15 protein-coding genes are annotated in these 18,713 nt (G+C 69.6%); 8 read left to right on the plus strand and 7 right to left on the minus strand.

What is annotated here, in order from left to right; all coding sequences use genetic code 11:
* Positions 1-26 precede the first annotated feature (26 nt).
* The 5 genes from GF068_RS00570 to GF068_RS00590 form a co-directional block, all read right to left on the minus strand.
* Positions 27-986: an alpha/beta fold hydrolase gene (locus tag GF068_RS00570; RefSeq protein ID WP_153817342.1), complete on the minus strand. Its 960-nt coding sequence runs from the start codon at positions 984-986 to the stop codon at positions 27-29.
* Positions 986-1,570: a 2-hydroxychromene-2-carboxylate isomerase gene (locus GF068_RS00575; RefSeq protein WP_153817343.1), complete on the minus strand. Its 585-nt coding sequence runs from the start codon at positions 1,568-1,570 to the stop codon at positions 986-988. Before GF068_RS00575 ends, GF068_RS00570 begins: the two co-directional genes overlap by 1 nt.
* A 60-nt stretch (positions 1,571-1,630) precedes the next feature.
* On the minus strand, positions 1,631-2,665 hold the full coding sequence (locus tag GF068_RS00580) for a rhomboid family intramembrane serine protease (protein WP_153817344.1): 1,035 nt from the start codon (positions 2,663-2,665) through the stop codon (positions 1,631-1,633).
* 15 nt (positions 2,666-2,680) lie between these two features.
* A complete protein-coding gene (locus GF068_RS00585) occupies positions 2,681-4,249 on the minus strand; it encodes a WD40 repeat domain-containing protein (RefSeq protein WP_153817345.1) in 1,569 nt (522 codons plus the stop codon).
* Between the two features lie 82 nt (positions 4,250-4,331).
* Positions 4,332-5,447 carry a penicillin-binding transpeptidase domain-containing protein gene (locus tag GF068_RS00590; protein WP_338046141.1) on the minus strand — a complete coding sequence of 372 codons (1,116 nt, stop codon included), beginning with the start codon at positions 5,445-5,447 and terminating at the stop codon, positions 4,332-4,334.
* A 92-nt stretch (positions 5,448-5,539) separates the two neighbouring features.
* Between GF068_RS00590 and ribA the strand changes: the two genes are divergently transcribed.
* From ribA to GF068_RS00630, 8 genes are all read left to right on the plus strand, one after another.
* A complete protein-coding gene (gene ribA / locus GF068_RS00595) occupies positions 5,540-6,313 on the plus strand; it encodes a GTP cyclohydrolase II (protein WP_153817347.1) in 774 nt (257 codons plus the stop codon).
* Between the two features lie 95 nt (positions 6,314-6,408).
* Positions 6,409-7,335, plus strand: coding sequence for a hypothetical protein (locus tag GF068_RS00600; protein ID WP_153817348.1), 927 nt, complete (start codon positions 6,409-6,411; stop codon positions 7,333-7,335).
* 447 nt (positions 7,336-7,782) lie between these two features.
* A complete protein-coding gene (locus GF068_RS46805; protein WP_206079373.1) occupies positions 7,783-8,955 on the plus strand; it encodes a LuxR C-terminal-related transcriptional regulator in 1,173 nt (390 codons plus the stop codon).
* 230 nt (positions 8,956-9,185) lie between these two features.
* Positions 9,186-10,733 carry an IS1182 family transposase gene (locus tag GF068_RS00610; RefSeq protein WP_153818295.1) on the plus strand — a complete coding sequence of 516 codons (1,548 nt, stop codon included), beginning with the start codon at positions 9,186-9,188 and terminating at the stop codon, positions 10,731-10,733.
* An 87-nt stretch (positions 10,734-10,820) separates the two neighbouring features.
* Positions 10,821-13,325 (plus strand): DUF8189 domain-containing protein, encoded by a 2,505-nt coding sequence (locus GF068_RS00615; protein ID WP_153817349.1) that lies wholly within the window; start codon positions 10,821-10,823, stop codon positions 13,323-13,325.
* A gap of 111 nt (positions 13,326-13,436) precedes the next feature.
* A complete protein-coding gene (gene uxaC, locus GF068_RS00620; RefSeq protein ID WP_153817350.1) occupies positions 13,437-14,870 on the plus strand; it encodes a glucuronate isomerase in 1,434 nt (477 codons plus the stop codon).
* Positions 14,867-15,694: an SDR family oxidoreductase gene (locus tag GF068_RS00625; protein ID WP_153817351.1), complete on the plus strand. Its 828-nt coding sequence runs from the start codon at positions 14,867-14,869 to the stop codon at positions 15,692-15,694. Before uxaC ends, GF068_RS00625 begins: the two co-directional genes overlap by 4 nt.
* Position 15,695: 1 nt before the next feature.
* Entirely contained in the window at positions 15,696-16,937 is a 1,242-nt protein-coding gene (locus tag GF068_RS00630) for a lactate racemase domain-containing protein (protein WP_153817352.1), read from the plus strand.
* Here GF068_RS00630 and GF068_RS00635 read toward each other — a convergent pair.
* On the minus strand, positions 16,932-17,726 hold the full coding sequence (locus GF068_RS00635; RefSeq protein WP_240806553.1) for an ATP-binding cassette domain-containing protein: 795 nt from the start codon (positions 17,724-17,726) through the stop codon (positions 16,932-16,934). The genes GF068_RS00630 and GF068_RS00635 overlap by 6 nt on opposite strands.
* Positions 17,723-18,706, minus strand: a complete 984-nt coding sequence (locus GF068_RS00640; protein WP_420814108.1) for an ABC transporter permease — start codon at positions 18,704-18,706, stop codon at positions 17,723-17,725. Before GF068_RS00640 ends, GF068_RS00635 begins: the two co-directional genes overlap by 4 nt.
* Positions 18,707-18,713 lie beyond the last annotated feature (7 nt).

The raw sequence follows: 18,713 nt of genomic DNA on the forward strand, positions 1-18,713 counted from the left end.
TTTCCGTCGCGCCGTCCGCGATGAGCTCAGCCGCCGAGCGGGGCCCGCGCGGCCTCGCCGGGCTCGCCTGCGCGGAGGAAAGGCAGGATGGTGTCGACCAGACGATCCGGCGAGTCGACGTGGGAGAAATGCGACGTGCCGTCGAGGTAACGCAGCTCGGAGCCCCGCGCGAGGCGGTGGAGGGCCTCGCCCACGCGGGGCGGCACCACCGGGTCCTTCCGCGCGTACACGAAGAGCAGCGGCACGGGGAAAGGCGCGCGGCCGAGCGCGTCGACGAAGGCGCGGAAGCCCGCGGGCGCCAGCGTCTCGTGCAGCGATTTCGTGAAGCAGGTGATCCCGTCGTCCGTGGCGAGCGGGGCGCCGTACTCGTCGAGCTCCTCGCGCGATTTGAGCCGTTCGTCGTGGTAATGGACGTTCCGGTACACCCAGCGGCGCGGATCACGTTGCACGAGGTGGCGCAGGAGCGCGCGCCCGGCGCCGGTCGAGAGCAGGGCCCGGAGCGCGAAATACCGCGGATCCGGCGTGCCCGGCGCGTGGTTCACGACGAGGCGCGACGCGGCGGCCGGATCCTGCAGGGCGAGGTGCATGGCCACGTATCCGCCGAGCGAGTTGCCCGCGATGACGCAGCCGCGGATGCCGAGCGCCTCCTGGAGCTCGGCGAGGAAGGCGCCGAAGCTCCGGGCCGAAAAGTCCGCGCCCGTGGGCTTGTCCGAGCGGCCCGATCCGGGCATGTCGGGGGCGTAGACGCGGAAATGCCGGCCGAGGGGCTCGAGCACGTACCGGAACGAATAACTCGACGTCATGAGCCCGTGCACGAGCAGGAGCGGCGGGCCGGATCCCGTGACGCGGACGTGCACGCGGACGTCGCCGAAGATGCGGGAAGGCACGCGCACGGTGCGCGCCTCGGCGCGGTGGTAGCCGTGGGGGATGCGGGGCAGGGCGGGCAGCGCGTCGTACGGGAGCCGCTCGAAGGGACGGAGCGCCATCAGCCTTTCAGCGCTTCCTCGACGAAGTGGAGCCGGTCGTTGCCCCAGAAGAGCTCGTCCCCGACGTAGATCGCGGGCGCCCCGAACATGCCCCGCGTGACGGCGGCGTCCGTATCGGCGCGTAGCCGATCCTTGATCGGCTGCGTCTCGATCGCGGCGAGCGCGGCCTCGGGATCGAGGCCCACGCCACGCGCGAGATCGGCGAGCGTGTCGGGGCGCGCGAGGTCCCGATCCTCCGCCCACATCGCGCGGAAGGCCGCCTGCGTGAACGCCTCGGCCTTGCCCTGATCGGCGGCGACGTGGACGAGGCGCATGGCCTTGAGGGTGTTCGAGGGGAAGTGGCTCGAGAAGCGGAAGGGCACGCCGTAGTGCCGCGCCCAGCGCTCGAGGTCCTTCAGCATGTACGCGCCCTTCGTGGGGACCTTGGCGGGCATGTCGTTGCCCGCGGCCTTGAAGACGGCGAAGAGCACGACGGGGCGGTAGTGGACCGTCGCGCCCGCGCGCGCCGCGAGGGCCGGGAGCTGCGTGGCGGCGAGGTAGCTGTAGGGGGACGAGAAGTCGAAGTAGAAATCGAGGGTCTTCAACGGGCGCGTGCCTCCGGGAGGACGAGTGTAGGGGCGACCGTGCCGAAGGAGAAGGCTTTCTCAGGGCGCGGCGTCGCTCTCGGGCTCGACGTCGCCACCTTCGGGCGGCGCCGCGAGATCATCACCCTGCGCACCACCACCACCACCACCACCACCCCGCGCGCGCAGGCGCATGGCCTCGTCGAGCGTGCGCTTGAGCCCCTCGTCCTCGGGCGCGAGCGCGACGGCCTGGGTATACGCGCGCGTGGCCTCGTCGAGCTCCCCCTTTCGCGCGTGGGCGAGGCCGAGGTTGTACCAGACGATCGCGCGCTTCGGGTTCACCGCGAGCGCCTGGTGGTAGCGCCGGATCGCCTCGTCGTAGTTCTCCGCCTCGAACGCCTCGTTGCCGAGCCGCGTGCTGTCCGCGCCTGCGCCCTTCGCGAGGTTCACGCGCGGCCGAAGCACCGTCGCGCCCGCGCCGGAGGCCCCGAGCACGCCGAGGGCGAAGAGCCCCGCGAAGGCACGCACCACGGCGCGCCGCTGCGCGATCCGAACGCCCCCCGTGATCACGAGCCCGCCGAGCACGCCGAGCAACGCGCCCACGCCGTGCGCCACGTTCGCCACGGGCAGGATGTCCTCGACGGTCAGCCAGATGCAGAGGAAAAACCAGCCGACGAAGAGCCACGTCGACGTCGGATCGACCGCGCCGCGCAGCCGCGCGTCCGCGCGCGAGAGCACCCACGCGAGGCCGAAGAGGCCGTACACCACGCCGGACAGGCCGATGCCGCCGAGGAAGATCGCGTACTCGGCCGCCGCCGATCCCGCGGCGAACAGCAGCACGAGGCCGAGCAGGCGGAACGAGCCGAAGCGCTCTTCCAGCATCGTCCCGAGCGTCCAGAGCCAGGCGACGTTGAAGATCAGGTGAAGCGCGTTCGCGTGTGGCAGGGCGCTCGTCACGAGGCGCCACGGCTCGCGCTCGAAGGCGCGCACGTTCATCACGAGCTCGTGGATGGATCGCCCCGACGCGTCGAGGGCCGTGACGAAGATGGCGAGCATCGCCACGCCCGCCGTGATGGGGAACCGATAGAACTCGGCGACGGGCGGCGGCTTCTTCACGGCGCGGGCGTGGGCTCAGGGTTCGAGCTTGTGCTTGACCGCGTGGATCAGGGCCTCGAGGTCGTCGAGCGAGAGCAGCGACGCGAGATCGAGCGTGATCGTGAGCGAACCTTGGCCACGCTCGACGTGCACGTCCCCTTCACCCGCGCCGGGCGCGATCTCCGCGGCCCACTCGCGATCGGCCGCGGCGACCCTGCGCGCCTCGGCGCTCAGCCGATCGCGGATCCAGCGCGAGAGCCGCACCAGGCTCGACGAGGGCGGCGGATCGTGATCGGGCTCGTCCGCGGTCACCGTCACGAGGATCCGGAAGCGCTCCCCGCGGGGCCGGATCTGCACGTACGTGTACCCGCCGAGCAGCGGCAGGCGCACGCCGAGCCCGTCGGCGTCGCGGGCGAGCAGGTGCGCGGCCGTGCGGTAGCTCGACTCGGCCCAGCCCGTCGACAGCCGCGCGAGCAGCGCCGCGGATGCGGCCTGCGCCTCGGCCTCCGCGACGGCGTGGGACGCGCCCACGACCCGGATCGTCTGCGGCGGCGGCGGGATCGGCCCCTCGAGCTCGCGGCTCCGCAGCGTCACCGTGCGGCTCACGGGCCCGCCCACGGGCCCCTCGTCGCTCGTGTCGTCGGCCGTCGAGACCCGCAGATCGCCGCTCTCCGCGTCCCGGAGCCACACGGCGCCGCACCACCACGCCGCGAGCGTCTTGCCGTCGGGCAAAAACGCCATCGGCCCCGGGCTCGCCGTCCAGAGAGGGCGCGCGAGCGACACGCTGAAGAGCTGCGTCGCGCGTGTCCGGCCGAGCGCCACGACGAGCTCCCCGTCCGGCGAGAAATCGAGCGCCGCCACGCCGCGCAGGAGCTTCTGGCCGTTCATCACCGAGAGCACCGCGCGTGGCTCGCCCTCTCGATCCCGCTCGAACAGGCGGATGCGCGAGTCCGGCCCGGCCGCCGCGACGAGCTCGCCGTCGGGGGAAAACGCGACGGCCGCGTCGTGCTCCCGCACGCCCTTCGGCCGCACCTCCTGAAAATCGTCCGTCGACCAGTGCACCACCGGCGTCGCGCCCGTCGCGGCCGTGAGCAGGCGACCGTCGGGGCTCCACGCGAGGCTACGCAGCCTGCGCCGGTGCGGGTACACGAGCACGTGCACCAGCGCTTCCCCCGCGAGGTCGTAGACGAGCACCGCGCTCGTCAGGCGATCGGCCGTCACCGCGAGCAACTTGCCGTCCGGCGAGAGCGCGATCGGCGCCTCGCCGCGCCACGGCTCGGGCGTCAGGCATTTGCCCGAGACGAGCTCGAAGACCCGCACCGTGTACGCCGCCTCGTCGGCCTCCACGCGCGCGTCGACGGCGAACCTGGCTGCGCTCGGCGGCGCGCGTGTGTCGTCCGACCACGCCGTCACCAGGCGCGCGCCGTCGGGCGAGAGCGCGAGCCCCGTCGCGCCCACGCCGAACCGGAAGAGCGCTCGGCCGACGCGCAGATCGTAGACGACCGTGCGTCCGTTGCCGATCGCCGAAGCCGCGAGCCGCTTGCCGTCGGCGGAGACGGCGAGGGCCGTGGCCTCGTGCGAGAGGGGGAGTTGACTGGCGTGCACGCGGCACGAGTCTAGCGCCCTCGCGCCCGCGAGACGATGCCCCGCGGCGCCCGAAATTCTTTTTGATCGTTCGTTTGCCCGATTACCGCGCGTGCGGTTCGTCGCGGCCGCCGGCGAAGTAGGCCTCGAGCAGCTCGCGGCCGACGATGTTCGCCTTGGTGCGCCAGGTAAGGTCGTTCGCCAGCATGACGGCGACGGCGATCTCCGGTTTGTCGGCGGGCGCGAACGAGGTGAACCACGAGAACATACGCGCGGGCTTCTTGCCGACCAGCGTGCCGGTCTTCGCGGCCACGGCCATGCCCGGCAAGGCGCGTGTCCCGTCGGCGTGACGGAAGGCCTTCACGCACGTCCCTCGTTTCGTCGTCACCTGGAGCATGCGGTTCAGCGTGCGCGCGACGCGCGGATCGAGGGCGCGGCGCTCGACGACGCGGGCGACGGGGACGCCGGGATCCTTCAGCACGAGCCGCACGCGCTCGCCGCCGTTGGCGATCGTCTGCATCGCGAAGAGGGCGCCGAGCGGCGAGAGTTTTCCGTTCCAGAACCCCGCCGCCGCGCGGGCCATGCCGAAGGGATCGTCGGGGATGTCGACGCGGCCCGAGCTCGCGGGCACGTCGATCGGCAGCTCGCCCGTGAAGCCGAGCGTGCCTGCCATGCGCCGGAGATCACCGGCGTCGAGGTGCTTCTTCGCCATCTTCGCGAAGACGACGTTGATGCTCTTGCCGAGCGCCTCGCCGAACGTCGTGCAGGCGGAGCCGCGGCTCTCCAGATCGGCCGGCTTGATGCTGCTGAAGCCGCCCGAATAACACGTCTCCGTGCTGGCGTTCGCGTACCCGCCTTCGAGCAGGGCCGCGGCCGTGACGATCTTGAACAGGCTCGCGCTCGGGGCGTGGGGTTCGGCCACGTAGTCGCGGCCGCCGCGGCTCGCCCAGACGAGGATCCGCCCGGTCCGCACGTCCGACGCGACGATCGCGGCCTCGGGTGCGTCCGAGCGCGCGAGCAGCCGCTCGGCCTTCTGTTGCAGGCGCGGATCGAGCGTCAGGCGCACGGGCTTTTCCTTGCCGCCGACGGCGCCGTACACCGCGCCGTCGGTGACACGGATGCGGTGCAGGCCACGCGGCGCGGCGTGCGCGTCGGGCGAGCCGAGGAGGAGGACCGAGGCGAGCGCGACCGGGGCGAGGAGGGAGCGGATCGGAGACACCACGGGGGCTATCGATCGAACGGCGCGTGCAGGCCAAGATTTTTGGCAGCGGCCCCTTGGCCTGCTAGTCGCAAGGCGAGAGAGGAGAGTCGATGGCGGACGAGGCACGCAGGGCGCTGGCAGAGCTCGTCGAGCGCGACAAGAACCACGCGTGTGACGGCTTCGGCCCTGCGGGGGTCTGCGTGCGTGTGGTCGGCGTCGCGGATCTTCCCACGCGGGTCGGCCGCTTCCAGATCGTGGCGTTCTGGAACAACCGCGACGCGAAGGAGCACGTGGCCATGGTGCACGGCGACGTGATCGGCGCCGAGGAGGTGCCCACGCGCCTGCACTCGGAGTGCCTGACGGGCGACGTGATGGGCTCGCTCCGATGCGACTGCCGGGATCAGCTCCTCGAGGGCTTGCGGCGGATCCAGTCGATGGAGCGCGGCATCCTGCTCTACCTGCGGCAGGAGGGCCGGGGCATCGGGCTCATCAACAAGATCCGGGCGTACGGGCTGCAGGATCAGGGCCTCGACACGGTGGAGGCGAACCTGGCGCTCGGCTTCCGCGACGACGAGCGCGATTACGCGGTGGCGGCGCACATGCTGCAAAGCCTCGCGGTGAAATCGGTCCGGCTCATCACGAACAACCCGAACAAGATAAGCCAGCTCGGGCAATACGGCGTCGAGGTGGCGGGCCGGATCCCGCACGTGATCCCGCCGAACGAGTACAACAAGTTTTACCTCGAGACGAAGGCGAAGCGCAGCGGCCACTACATCGACACCGAGGGCAAGCCGCACCTCGCCGAGCAGAGTGATCCGGTGATGGTCGACGGAATGGCGGGGCCGGCCGACGAGGACCCGGCCGAGACGGACGTGGGCCGCTGACGGGCCTTCAACGAGTACGCGAGGGGCAAGCGTTTGCCCGACGGGCGCGGGGGCGGAAGTGGACACGCCCGGGGCGCGTCGTGTACGATCCTGCAATGCATGACTTCCTTCGTCCGGGCAGAGCGTGGATCCTTGGCGCCGTCGTCAGCGTCGTCGTGATGGCCTGCGGCGCGAGCCCCGCCGATCCGACGGGCGCGACGGGCAGCGCGGGGGGCGCGACGGGCGGCGGCTCCGCGGGGGGCGGCATGGGCGGCCTCGGGGGCATGGGCGGAATGGGCGGAATGGGAATGGGCGGCGACGGCGGCATCAACTTCACGAGCGGCAACGGCGGCGGCCCGCCCGCGGTCGACGTCGACGTCGTCCTCACGGCCGACAATGCCTATAGCTTCGGGTATGGCGACGCGGCCGGCATCAACACGTTCATCCAGGGCTCGCGCGCGCAGACCGCCGGCCAGATCTTCAATTGCGGCGAGGGCCCCGAGGCCTATGTCGTGCCCGCCGCCGCCGCCCCGCCGTCCGCCTACCTCTACATCGTGACCTGGGACGATCTCGCGGTGACCCAAGGCGTACTCGGGCAATTCCGCCGCGGCACCGGCGCGCCGCTTTATACCGGCGACGGCCAGTTCGAGGTCTGCGCGACGGGCATCAACATGCAGAGCAGCCAGACCGGCCCCACGCAGGACGAGATCAACCAGCAGATCGCCCTTTGCAACAGCGGCAGCGGCGACGACGCCACCACGAGCGGCGGCTGGGTGAACGCGGCCGGGGCCGTGACGCCGGGCGCGACGGGCTCGCTCGCGGTCGGCGAGGCCAACGACCCCACGCCGGGCGGCACCTTCCCGCCCACGTGCCCCACGGGCGCCGCGCCCCCGGGCACGGCCAGCATCGACCCGGAGGCGCACTGGATGTGGTATCAGCCGGGCGGCGTGGCCAACCCATTCCAGTCGACCGGCTCGAACACGTTCCGCGCGTACCTGATCTTCCGCATCGCGGCCGAGGATATCCCGCTGCCGCCGAAGTGACTGATTCGCGCGAACCGGCTCGTCGTCCGTCGACGTAGCCGTTCTGCCACACGAGAACCCACACGTCGACCGCCGACCGAGCGCCTCGGGGGCCCAGAACGACACCGTCGACGCCCCGCGTGAGGGCCCTTCCTCCAGAACGACCTCGTCGACCGTCGACGATCGGGTTTTGCCATCGCAGAACGACCCCGTCGACCGTCGACGATCGGGTTTTGCCATCGCAGAACGACCTCGTCGACCGTCGACGATCGGGTTTTGTGGTCGCCGAACGGCCTCGTCGGTGATCGACCGAACCGTTCTGCGGCCCGAGCGGACCCGGGAGCGGCGCCCGGGAGGGCTCCCCGCCGCAAAACGCGCCCGTCGGATGAAGCCAATCGACGCCGGGCATCCGGGCGCCGTGACGGGTGATTTGTTCGGGCCTCGAGACGTGGTACGTATCGCGACGTCGTGAGCGCGCGGATGGGGCTCGAGGCGGGGATCAAGCTGCTCAACAAGAAGGCGTTCCTCGTCGAGCGGCTCGGCCCCGAGGCCTGGCGCTCGGCCTTGCAGCGCTTGCTGCCCTCGGAACGCGAAAGGCTCACGGAGATCGACGAGGCCGGCTGGTATGACGTCGCGTTGAGCCAGAAGCTCATCCACGCCATCCACGAGCGCTTCGGACCGGGCGACTCGATGTTGCTCGCGCTCGGGCGCTACGAGGCCGACCGCGAGTTCGGCACCGCCCACCGCTGGTACCTGCGCCTCGTGCCGGCCTCGTTCGCGATACGCAACATGGACCTGTACTGGCGGCGGAGCCACGACACCGGCACGTTCAAGGCGGAGCTCGGGGCCTCTCGGGTCACGGCCGAGCTCGAGGGCTGGGCCGTGGTCGACCGGCTCATGTGCGTCACGATCCTCGGGTTCCTCGGCCGCGCGCTCGAGATCCTCGGCGCGCGCGTCGCCGATCTCGAGCACCCGCATTGCCGCGCGCTCGGCGCCGCGACCTGCGTGTTCCGCGCGAAGATCGGCTGGCCGCGAAATGCCCTCCGCGCGACGAAGCGCCCGTCGAAGGCCGATCTCCCGCTCATCGCGCAGGAGCTCACGCAATACACCGATCTCGATGTCCTCGCGGACGCGCTGCTCGAGCTGCTCCATCGGGAAATGGGTCACGATCACGTCGCGCTCTGGTTCACGGGCATGGATGGCGACGCGAGGCTCCTTCGCGAGGTGGGCGCGCGGGGCGGCCGCTCCGAGCGCAGCTTCGTCCTCACGGTCGCGGGCCGCACGGTGGGCAAGATCGACGTCGGCGGGCCGGAGCGCGGCGCCGAGGGTCGGGGCCTCGTGGACGAGCTCGTGCCGTTCATTGCCGTCGCCGTCGCCGGCGCGCGCGCCCCGGAGGCGTTCCCCGCGCCCGAGCGAGGCGGCGTCGAGCGGCGCCTCGAGCGCGCCAAGGCGCTCTGGTCGCTCACGCATCGCCAGGCGGAGGTGCTCTCGCTCGTCGCGTCGGGCCGGACGAACAAGGAGATCGCGGCGGCGCTCGGCTGCACCGAGGGCACCGTCGAGGTGCACGTCACGCATGTCCTGCGCAAATGTGGCGCGTCGAACCGGGCCGCGCTCGCGGCGCGGTTCTGGGGAGAGCTGTAGCTTTGCGGCCTATGGGTTTCCCCGTATGGATCCGAGCACGCGAGACCCTCTAGAGCGGCGATCAGTTCCACTTCTCCCCTCATTTCGCGGACTTGTGCGATGGGGATCGACACGCGCCTTCAGGCATGATCCACTATGCGCGGCTCGCCCAGCCGACGGAGTGGATTGCTGTGTTGACGACCGTTCCCCGCTGGACCCCGAGCCCGCTCATCATCGCGGAAGAGCAGGAGATGCTGGACCGACTCGGCAAGCGCCGTCGGCAGTTCGCCTTCTTGCGCCTTCACCGCGCGGAGCTTTTCGACGAGGCTTTCCAGGACGAGCTCGCGGCAATGTACCGCGATACAGGCGAGGGCAAGATGCCGGTGCCCCCCGCGCTCCTATGCATGGTCTTGCTTCTGCAAGCGTATACGGGCGCGTCCGATGCCGAGGCCATCGACTCGATGGTCGACGATCGGCGATGGCAGCTCGTGCTCGGCATGCTCGGCTCCAAGAAACCGGCCTTCGCGCAAGGCACGCTGCAGAGCTTCCGTGAGCGGTTGATCCGTCACGACATGGATCTTCGCCTCCTCGAGCGCACCGTCGAGCTCGCGAAGAAGACGAAAGGCTTCGATTGGAAAAAGCTACCCAAGTCGTTACGGATCGGCGTCGATTCGCGACCGCTGGAGGGCGCTGGGCGTGTCGAAGATACCTTCAATCTGCTCGGCCGCGCCACGGCGAAGCTGCTTTCTGCCGCCGCCATGATGCTCGGGCGCAGGGCCGAAGAGATCGCGGCTTGTGCAGGCGCGCCCGTGTTTCTGGCGTCGAGCATCAAGACGGGGCTGGACATCGATTGGACGGATCCAGAGCAGAAGGCCGACGCAATCGGCGAGCTCGTGAGGCAGATTGACGCCATCGAAGCCTGGATCCGCGCGCAGGTCGGCGAGGCAGCGGAGGAGCCTCCGCTCAAGGATCTGCTCGAGCTCATCGCGCAGCTTCGCGAGCAGGACCTGGATCCGGAGCCGCCAGGCGGCGGACCACGGATTCGCGAAGGGGTCGCGAAGGATCGCCGCGTTTCGATCGAGGACCCCGATATGCGCCACGGGCGCAAGAGCAAGAGCAAGCGATTCAACGGCTACAAGCAGCATATCGCCGCGGACCTCGACACCGAGCTGATCCTGGCGTGCGCCGTCACGCCGGCCAACCGCCCGGAAGGGGAAGGCGCTGCCGATCTAAAGGAGGATCTCGCGCGCTCGCCACGGCACGAGGCCATTGGAGAGGTATTCGTCGACCGAGCCTACGTGAACAGCGAGATCGTCGAAGCCTCGGCTGAAAATGGCGCGAAGGTGTACTGCAAGCCATGGAACGGGACCAACGGCGACCTCTTCAAGAAGGCCGACTTCAAGCTGAACTTCCGGCTCCGAACGGTCACGTGCCCGGCGGGCCAGACGCAGAGATTCCGTCCTGGTGAGGTCGTGGAATTCGACCCCGCAATCTGCAATGCGTGTCCTCTGCGGTCTCGCTGCACGAAAGCGAGCAACGACGCCGGCCGGACCATAAGCATCGCTGCCGACGAGCAGAGGCAGCAACGATTCCGCAAACTCGTCGGGACGACCAAAGGCCGCGAAGCCCTCAGGAAGCGCGTTGGCGTGGAGCACCGACTCGCCCACCTTGCGTCCAAGCAGGGGCCACGTGCCCGCTATCGAGGCTTACGCAACAACCTCTTCGACCTGAGGCGCCATGCCACCGTGCTGAACCTCGAGGTGATCCAGCGTCGCAGCGACATGGCCAACGCCGCGTAGTTCCTGGGACGATCGAACCGTTCGGCGCTCTAGCCTCCCTTGCGCGTCCCCGATGCCCGGGCGACGAACGCCGGAGGTGACAAGGTCATGACTCGAAAAACGCGGTGGCGGGCGAACTTCGCGCTCGCGCTTTCGCTCGCTTCGCTCCCCGTCGCGAGCCGGGAGGCGCGCGCCGGCGCGCCGTACGAGAACCCCAGCGGCGCGTGGATCGAGCCAGCGACGGATCGTTACTTCTCGGACGAGGCGGGCACCGAGCTCGTCATGCTGGTGACGCGCTGGGACGAGATGGAGCAAGGTCATTCCGTCATTCGCGTCGAGCTGCCGGATCCGGAGGACCCCTCCGTGCTGCACGCGCTGGACGTCCGTGTGAAGCAATGGCTCGACGACTCGACGTCGACGTGGAGGTACGAGGCCCGCTGTACGATCGGCGGCGAGGAGAAGGTCGCGGAGGGGAGTCATGCCGGGGGCGAGGCCCCGCTCACGCTCGAACAGATCTCGAGCGTCGCGGCCGCGGCGGTCATGAAGAAATACGATCGAGTCGTCGCGATGGCGGCGGCCGACAGCCGCAGGTGGAGAGCGATGATGTCCGAAATGACCCGGTGGAACCAGCATTACCCGGGCAGCGTCGACGTCCCGCTCACCTGCACGGGGAACCCTCCCCATCGGACGGCGACGACCGTCTGCGAGGATCCGCTTCCGACCTTCGTCGACCTGCCGGACCGCTACAGCGACGATCGATGCTGGGACAAGGACAGCATTTGCTCCGAGAACGCGCCCATCATCTGGGCGATCACGAGCCCGCTGTACGGCGATCCGTTTGGTGTCTGCCAGATACCGTGGCGGTCCTGCTGCCTCGAGCACGACCGGGCCTTCTTCTGCGGTGGGGACTGCGCGGATCAGAACGCTGCGAATCAAGAGCTCGTGGATTGCTGGGCGAGCCAGTATGCGTGGTGTGGTTTATACACCTTGTACGCCGGCGGCACTGGCTGGGCTTGGCTCGGGGTGTTCTGGGCCGTCTTCCTCGACCGAAACAACGCAGATTGCGTCTCGAATGGCGACAAGCAGGGCCTCGACGACTGGATCAACACGGACGGCGCGGACGGGCAGGACGAGGTCGACGCGGCCTGCTCGAGGGCGAAGACCTGCTTCTGCCCGGATCGGGAGATCGGCGGGCAATGGTGCGGGGGAGACCAGCCGGTCGTGCTCTGCGGGAACCCTCAGTGCCGGCTCAACGATTGCAGCGCGCCGGAGCCGGAGCGATACCTCCTCGGCGAGTGGGATCAGCCGGGCAACTGCACCCCGGTGCCCCAATCCGAGGAGCAGTGCCGCGGCGAGTGCAACGAGGAGTACGACACGTGGGGGAATCTCGTGAGCCGCACGTGGGTGACACGAAAGCGCATCGTCTACTCGAACGGGGAGATCACGCCGTGGTTCAGCGCGTCTTGCATTCCAGAAGACCCTTGCCCCGATTGCCCGCAGTTCGCCACCCTGACGGCCTATCCCATGGACGACAACGTGGTGATCACGATCGGCAAGCCCAGCGCGGGCTCCGGGAGCGCCGTCAATCCGACCGGTTTCGTCCTGGGGATCGGCGCGCAAGGCATGGCCTCGGCTCGGATCCCCCACCTCGGAGGCTCCTCGACGAACCATTGCGCGCCCGTCGAGTTCCATGACGAGCTCGTCGTCGTCCCCGAGCACGAGTCCCTCGGCGGGCCCACGGATCAAGGCTTCTCCGGCTTCCAGCCCGGATCGATCTCGGCCGTCTCCTACGTCGTCGGCGGCGACGTCCGTCACGAGCTCTTCGCGCGCGACACGCGAGATTACATCTATCACCGCCGGTGCGTCGGCGCGGCGGATACGTGCGAGAACTGGTCCGAATGGACGATCATGAGCGACGCGCCGAGCGGCACGGGGATCCCGAGCGTGAGCCAATGGATGGGGAGCGACCACCAGACGGTGCTGCTCTCGGTCGTCGAGCGGCGGACCGACGAGCGCCTCTACCGGCGCGATTTCACCTCCACCGACGGAGGCGCCTCGGGCGTGTGGGGCAAATGGGTCGAGCTCGGTCATCACTCCGTCGGCGGCAGCCCCAGCGTCGTCGCATTTCGGGACCACGAGAACGTCTTCCACCAGAGCGTCTTCTTCCGCAGCACCTCGGGCGCCATCTGGGTGGGCCAATGCGACGGCAGCGCTGAAGAGGACGATTGCGCGTACACTTTCGACGAAGTCGCACCCGAAGCGGACGGCGCTGCCGCCCACGCAGGCGACCCCGTGGCCGCCGCGTCACGGGCGGAGGACGGCCTTTGGCGAATCGACCTCTTCATCCTGCGGGCCGACGACGGCATCCAGCAGAAGACGCAGATTGGCGCGCCGAGCGGGTCGTGGAGTGACTGGGAAGAGCCGTCGGGAAGCATCACCGGGGCGCCCTTCGTGGGCAACCCGATGGCCATCGCCTGGCGTGATCAGTTCGACCGCTCGCGGATCCAGGTCTACGCGCGCGACGCCGTGAAGAACCTCTGGTATCGTAACTGGGATGGGTCGCACGGCTGGGCGCCGTGGACGCAGATCGCGCACCTCGCGCCCGTCCCGTGATTGCGGGATCGCACCGTTCCCGCTCTCGGCCGCCCTCACGACCGCGCGCTCCCTCCCGCCGCTCGCGTCGGCTCGCTGGGCGTCGCCGCAGCGTTCTTTATACTGGGAGAAATGCCTCCCCGCTGGACGCTCGACCCCGACCGCCTCTTCTCCGCCGAGCCCTCGCAACGCGCGCTCGCCCGGCAGCTTCATTCCCTGGTGCGTGACCTGCCCATCGTGAGCCCGCACGGCCACGTGGATCCCGCGCTGCTCGCCGATCCTTCGGCCCGCTTCGGCTCGCCTGCCGATCTGTTCGTGCTCCCCGACCATTACGTCTGCCGCCTCCTCCACAGCCGCGGCGTGCCCATGGAAGACCTCGGCGTCCCCACCCGCGACGGCAGCCGCTACGAGCGCGACCACCGCCGTGTCTGGCAACGGTTCGCCGACCATTTTTACGTCTTCGCCGGGACGCCGAGCGGGCTCTGGCTCTCGGACGTGCTCATCGACGTCTTCGGCGTGACCGAGCGGCTCGACGGGAAAAACGCCCAGCGCGTTTATGATCACCTCGCCGAGCGCCTCGAGCGGCCGGAGTTCTCGCCACGCGCGCTTTACCAAAAATTCAACATTCGCGTCCTGTGCACCACGGACGGCGCCGCCGATTCGCTCGAACATCATCGCCGCATTCGCTCCGAGGGCCGGCTCGACGTCCGCCCGACCTTCCGGCCCGACGCGGTCGTCCACCTGGATACGCCCGGCTTCCGGGAGAACATCGAGCGGCTCGGCGCGGCCGCGGGTATCGATATCACGCGCTACGCCGATTACATCCGCGCCCTCGAGGAGCGGCGGGCCGCATTCAAGGCGCTCGGCGCCACCGCCACCGACCACGGCGCCGTCACGCCCCGCGCCGAGCGGCTCGACGCCGGGGAGGCCGAACGAATCTTTCTCCGCGCCCTCCGGGGCGAGGCGGACGAGGGGGACGCGGCGCTCTTTTCGGCCCACATGCTCTTCGAGATGGCCCGTATGAGCGTGGAGGACGGCCTCGTGATGCAGCTCCACGCCGGCAGCCTGCGCAACCACCACGGAGACCTGCTCGCGCGTTTCGGGCCCGATCGGGGCGCCGATATCCCCGTCGCCACCGAGTGGACGCGGAATTTGCGGCCGCTGCTCGAGGCGTTCGGCGACGATCCGCGCTTCCGGCTTTTGCTCTTCACGCTCGACGAGAGCACCTACGGGCGCGAGCTCGCCCCGCTCGCCGGGTATTATCCGGCCGTGCTCCTCGGGCCGCCGTGGTGGTTCTTCGATAGCCCGAATGGAATGGTCCGCTTCCTCGATCAGGTCACCGAGACGGCGGGCCTCTACAACACCGCCGGGTTCACCGACGATACGAGGGCGTTTTGCTCGATCCCGGCGCGGCACGACGTCTGGCGCCGGGTGAGTTCGAACTGGCTCGCGGGGCTCGTGGTGACGGGCAGGCTCGACGCCGAGGCGGCGGCGGTGCTCGCCCGGGAAAACGCGGTGGGTCTGGCCGAGCGCGCTTATCGGCTCGACGAGGGGAAAGGACCATGATGAATCCGACGGCGCTCTTTGATGTGCGCGGCGAGGTGGCGCTCGTCACGGGCGGCAGCGGCGTGCTCGGCGCCATGTTTTGCCGCACGCTCGCCGCGGCGGGCGCGCGCGTGGCCGTGATGGGGCGGAGGCTCGATCCCTGCGAGGCCCTGGCGCATTCGATAAGGGCTGACGGCGGCGACGCGCTCGCGGTGTCGTGTGACGTGCTCGATACCGAGGCGCTGAAGGCGGCGGCGCGGGATGTCGAGGCGACGCTCGGGCCGGTGACCATCCTCGTGAACGGGGCAGGGGGCAACCACCCGAAGGGCACGACGGGGCCGGATCGTAGCCTGTTCGAGCTCGATCCGGCGGCCTTCGGCGAGGTCTTCGATCTGAACGTGCAAGGCACGCTCCGGCCCTGCCAGGTCTTCGGGCGTGGTATGGCCGAGCGGGGGCGGGGCAGCATCGTGAACATCACGTCCCTGAGCGCCGATCGGCCGCTCACGCGCGTGGCCGCGTACAGCGCGGCCAAGGCCGCCGTCGTCAACCTGACCCGCTGGCTCGCGGTCCACATGGCCCAGAGCTACGGCCCGAACATCCGCGTCAACGCGCTCGCGCCCGGTTTTTTCCTCACGGAACAAAACCGATTTTTGCTCACGGACCACGACACGGGCGCGCTGACCGAGCGGGGGCGCTCGATCCATTCTCACACGCCGATGGCGCGGATGGGCGCGCCGGAGGATCTCTCGGGCGCGCTGCTCTTCCTGGCGAGCTCCGCGTCGGCCTTCGTCACGGGGATCGTCCTGCCGGTGGACGGCGGTTTCTCCGCGCAGAGCGGGGTATGAAATGGTGAACGGCCACGGCTCCGCCGCGCGGACGCTCTCCGACGAGGCCACCTTTGCAATCCTCGCCGAGGCGCTCGAGGCGCTGCCGCTCACGGGCCGGCGGCTGCTCGTCCTCCTCCCCGACGCCACGCGCACGGCGCCGATTCCGCTCCTCTTCCGGCACCTGCATTCCCTCCTCGCCGGGCGTGTCTCGCGCCTCGATTACCTGATCGCCCTCGGCACACATCCGCCGATGGATGAAGCCGCGATCGAGCGTCTCGTCGGAGAGGACGCGCCCGGTCGTGACGGCGGGAAGACCTCGATCTTCAATCACGCGTGGGACGACCCCGACGCGCTCGCGACCCTCGGCGTGATCGGCGAGGAGGAAATGGCGCGCCTCACGGGCGGGCTGCTCTCGATCGCGACCGAGGTGCGGATCAATCGGAGGATCTTCGACTACGATCACATCTTGATCTGCGGCCCGGTGTTCCCGCACGAGGTGGTGGGCTTCTCCGGGGGCGCCAAGTATCTGTTTCCCGGCATCGCGGGCCGCGAGATCATCGACACGACGCACTGGCTCGGCGCGCTCTCGACGAGTATGTCCACCATCGGCGTGAAGGACACGATGGTGCGCAGGGTGATCCACCGCGCCGCCGAATTCGTGCCCGTGCCCGTCTCCTGCGCGGCCCTCGTGTTGCGCGGCGCGGACCTCCACGGGCTTTACGTCGGCCCTCACGAGGAGGCGTGGAGCGCGGCGGCCGATCTCTCGAACGAGCTCAACGTCGTGCACACGAAGCGGCGTTATCGGCGCGTGCTCTCGCTCCCTTCCAGCAAATATGCCGATCTCTGGACGGCGGCCAAGGCGATGTACAAGACCGAGCCCGTCATCGAGGACGGCGGCGAGGTCGTCATCTTCGCGCCGCACCTCGTGGAGGTCTCGTTCACCCACGGCGCGCTCATCGATCGCGTCGGTTACCACGTGCGGGACTATTTCCTCGCCCAGTGGGACCATTTCCGCGGCGTGCCGCTCTCCATCCTCGCCCACAGCACCCACGTGAAAGGCGCGGGCAGCTACGACGCGCAACACGGAGAGCGGCCGCGTATCCAGGTGACGCTCGCGACGGGGATCCCGGAACCGCGCTGCCGGCGGATCAACCTTGGATTTACCGATGTCCGCGATATCGATCCGGCGGAATGGGAAGGGCGGGAAGAGGAGGGGCTCCTCGTCGTACGGAGCGCGGGCGAGGTGCTGTATCGGTCATGAGGCGCGCAGCTCGTGCTGGAGCGCCTCGAGCTCCTCGCCGCCCGCCATGCGCCGGACGAGCTCGCCCTGCGTGATCTCCGCCCTGGTGAACGTGCCCTCGCAGCGGCCCCGGTTCAGGATGGTGAAGCGATCCCCGACCAGGTACGCGTGGTGCGGGTTGTGGGTGATGAGAATGACGCCGCAGCCGCGGGCGCGCGCCTCCCTCACGAAGCGCAGGACGATACCCGCCTGCTTGACGCCGAGCGCGGACGTCGGCTCGTCGAGGATGAGCACCCGGGCGCCGAAATGGATCGCCCGCGCAATGGCGACGGCCTGACGTTGCCCGCCCGAGAGGGCCGAGACCGGCACCGATACGTCCCGGAGCTCGACCCCCATTCGCGCGAGCTCGGCGCGCACGACGCCCTCCGCCTCGCGCAGATCGAGGCGCGAGAAGGGCCACACGCCCCGCGTGGGCTCGGCGCCGAGGAAAAAGTTGCGCACGACCGAGAGCATCGGGACCATCGCGAGGTCCTGATACACCGTCGCAATGCCGCGGGCGAGGGCGCCCCGCGGCGAGGAGAACCGCACGGGCTCGCCGTCCACGAGCAAGCGCCCCTCGTCCGGCGGGTGGACGCCGGAGAGGGTCTTGATCAGCGTCGATTTGCCGGCGCCATTGTCGCCGAGGACGCAGAGGATCTCGCTCGAATACACGCACATCGAGACGTCCTCGAGCGCGGTGACGCGGCCGAACCGCTTGGTGACGTGATCCGCCTCCAGGATCGGGGCTCTTCCATTCGCGTCGTCGTTCATCGCCGCGCCTCCGCCGCCCGCATCTGGACGGAGCTGTTGAGCAGCACCGCCAGGATCAGGACCGCGCCGAGAAACACCTTGTACCAGTCCGAATCCACGCCCGAGAACACGATCCCCTGCTGGACCATGCCGAAGAGGAGCGCGCCACACGCCGCGCCGACGACGGACCCGCGGCCGCCCGTGAGGAGCGTGCCGCCGAGGACCGCGGCGAGAATGGCCTCGAGCTCCTTGCCCGTGCCGCGGAGGACGTCGGTGCCGCGGAATTGCACGGTTTGAAAGGTCGCGACGAGGCACGCCGCGAGTGAGGTGGTCATGAAAAGGAGGATTTTTACGCGGTCGACCGGGATTCCGAGCCGACGTGCGGCGTCCGGCGCGCCTCCAACGGCAAAAATCCAGTTGCCCGGCCGCGTGCGGACGAGGACCCACGTGGCGAGCGTGGTGACGCCGATCCACCAGAACAGCGTGACGGAGAAGGGCCCGAGCATACCCGCGAAGAGCTTCTCCGCGGCGCCAAAGCCGCCCGACTCCTCCAGGCCGCCCACCTGGGTCCGGCCGGTGATGAGGCGCGTCACGCCAATCGTGCCGCCGGCCAGGATGAACAACGTGCCGAGCGTGACGATGAACGAGGGCAATCGGGTGCGGGTCACGATGAGCCCATTGACGAGGCCCACGCAGGCCGAGAGCGCCGCGGCCGCCCCGATGCCCGCCCATAACGGCCAGCCGAGCTCGGTCGTGCAAAGGGCGATGGTCATCCCGCCGGCGGCCATGGTCGAGCCGACGGAGAGGTCGAACTCGCCCGCGATCATGAGCAACGAAACGGCCGCGGCCAGGATCCCGAGCTCGGCGGCGATCGCGAGGTAACTCGCCGTGCCGGAGAGGGTCAAGAACCCAGAATCGCCTGCGACGATGGCGAAGAAGAGCCAGGCGGCGGCGACCGCGAAGGCGACGCCGAGCTCGGGGCGCTGGAGCAACTTGCGCACGAACACG

Origin of the sequence: Polyangium spumosum (assembly GCF_009649845.1) — a bacterium.
Classification (GTDB): domain Bacteria; phylum Myxococcota_A; class Polyangia; order Polyangiales; family Polyangiaceae; genus Polyangium; species Polyangium spumosum.